The 2,441-nt window shown below is 45.4% G+C and carries 2 protein-coding genes; both read right to left on the bottom strand.

From position 1 onward, the window contains the following. Window positions 1–613, bottom strand: a 613-nt coding sequence (locus tag LJD34_RS15745; protein ID WP_227360344.1) for a lysozyme family protein, incomplete at its 3' end; no start/stop codon positions are given. Next, the coding region (locus LJD34_RS15740) for a CD3337/EF1877 family mobilome membrane protein (RefSeq protein ID WP_227360343.1) at window positions 610–2,441 on the bottom strand (1,832 nt) is incomplete at its 5' end. The genes LJD34_RS15745 and LJD34_RS15740, both read right to left, overlap by 4 nt.

Genomic DNA, 2,441 nt, shown 5'->3' with positions numbered 1-2,441 from the left:
TCAGATATTGATTGACTAATTCCACATAGAACATATTTCCATAGCCATACCGCCAACCCCCGTTCTTTGCAACAGCTATCGGGTTGGTGTAGGTTACTTTCTTTCCACCCGATTTTTCACGGGCAAAATTTTCCGCAAGGTTAAAGGTGTGCTTTTTTCCTTTTCCTACCACATATCCCACATAACCACCGCCATAGTTATAGGACTGTATCGCTACATTCAAATCGTCGATACCTTGATTTTTGCAGGAAGAAAGCAGGGACGCAAAATATTTACACCCCTGCTTGATTGAGCTTTCCGTATCTAAGGAATTAGGCGGTAGTCCCAGACTTTCCGAACTCTGCATAACATCTTCTGCCGTACCGCCACTTTCTACTTGAATGATAGCCAATAGCACATTGACATACTCGGAGATACCGTATTCTCTGGCGTATTTTTCCACCATAGGCTGATGTTTCAAGACTTCTGCGGATAAATTCATACCTGTAATGCCAGAAGAAAAATTGCTGTTCTCGTCGTCGCTGTCCGCACTAATCAACACACCAAAGAAAAGCACCAGAGAAAAGAGGATAGGAAACAGACTGCCGATAATAGCGATATGTTTCAGTTTCATTTTTTCTTCTGTCCTTTCTTCGTTACAAGGTTACGGGTTTTCTCTGTGGTCTGCTGGTTCTTCTGGACACTCTGGGTCTGCTGAACCTTTGTCCTGCGGTCTTTCATGTAATTCTGGCGTGTTTCCTGCGATACCACTTTTTCTACATTCTGCCTATGTACTGGCTGTGCAGACTGGGTCGCTTTCCTATCAGAAGCACCAGAAGATAACGGACGCTCTTTGATAACATTTGTCTTGACTGGCTCACTTGCTTTTGAAGTGGTCGCTGTGGCAGGGCGTTTGACTTCCTGCGTTTTTTCCGTACTCGGCTTTGGAATGGTTGAAGCTGTGGCTGGTCGCTCATGGGGACGGGTAGCTCCCGTTGTCGCTGATCCGTCAGCCTTTCGCTGTGCCTGCCTTGCTTCTTGTGCCTTTTGAAGTTCCATACGCTTATCAGCGATATTCTGTCTATGCTGTTCCCGTTTTTCCATACGTCCCGACTGTCTGGACTGCTGTTCCTGCACCATGCCACGCTTGAAGTCGGACACGCTGGACTTTGCCTTTTCCTTTGCGGAATACACCGCATAAGCGGTCTGGGTCGGCATATCTTTGAGATTTTCTTTCAACGCACCAGCCTTATCTTTGAGCTTGTTTTTCGTATCTAAGACAGCACCCACCTTTGAGCCTGCCTTACTTCCCATAGAAGTATTGTTACGCTTTGGCTGTGTGTTGGTACGGTTTCGCTTATTTTCTGTATTAGAAGATAAAAGAGAACCTGCGACAGACCCCGTTCCAGCTCCAACCATACTTCCATGACTAACAGCTCTAGCCATACGTCGTTCCATTCGTCTAGCCCTGTGTGCCATGAACAGATACGGTCTGCGGAAAATTCTTCGTCCCATGCTTTGACTGTCGCTGGCATTTAAAGAGAACATACTCATTAAATCGCCCAGCTTCATATAGATACCAGCGAAACATACTATCTGTAAGAACGCCACCATAAAGAACGGGTAGTCCGTGGAAATGTTATAAAACATACTGGAAATGCTGAACGCCACCGTTACAATGAGCGTTATTCCTGCCCGTGTCATTATGGTATTAAATACCCTCACGATTGCCTGCTTTGCCATGCTTTCATAACTCGGTATCATAGAGAGCAGGAAACTAATAGGCAAGAACATAGCGAAGATAATAAAAAGTATCTGGCTAAACAACATCATACCCGTAAGCAAGAATACAAATATTGTGATACCTAAGTTAAAGAACAAGAGAAAGAACACCATACCTAAACGGTTTACCACCTGCGGTATCGTCAGATTGTTGTTGTCGTTGTCCTCGATTTCTGTTTTCACGACTTTCTCTCTGGTCTTTCCGTCCTCGTCCTCTGGGCTTGCTGATACCAGAGCTTCTACACGGTCTGCCCCGATTTCTTCTGCGTTGCTGTTGCCGAATTGTAAAAGTAGCCACGGCTGTTCCACTTGAATAGAAAATAGGCTGTCCCGTATCAAGTCCACGCTGTCCTTGCCCTCGCTGTCAGAGTTGGGGAGCATGATTTTTGTTCCCAAATCAAGTGAAGCGGTACTAATATCTGATGAAAATTCATTTATCTTTTTGATGTAGTCGGGAGCGTAGGCAATAAACGAAGCGGACAGCACGAACACCACCACAAAGTTGATAACAGCGTGAAGTGCCTTGCTGGTTTCTCTTTTTATCAGTCCCGTATAGGCAACATAAAGTCCCACCACCAAGATAATGAGAAGCAGGAAACCAACATAGAAGCCAGAGCTGGAAAAACCGTTCTGTGTTACGCCTGCAAGGGTCTGTATGCTTTTTCCGATACTGTCTGCCA

This window comes from Faecalibacillus sp. MSK20_93, from assembly GCF_020589945.1.
GTDB classification, from domain to species: Bacteria; Bacillota_I; Bacilli_A; order Erysipelotrichales; family Coprobacillaceae; genus Faecalibacillus; species Faecalibacillus intestinalis.
The sequence above is the reverse complement of the archived record's forward strand: the minus strand, read 5'-3'. Positions and strand labels throughout refer to the sequence as shown.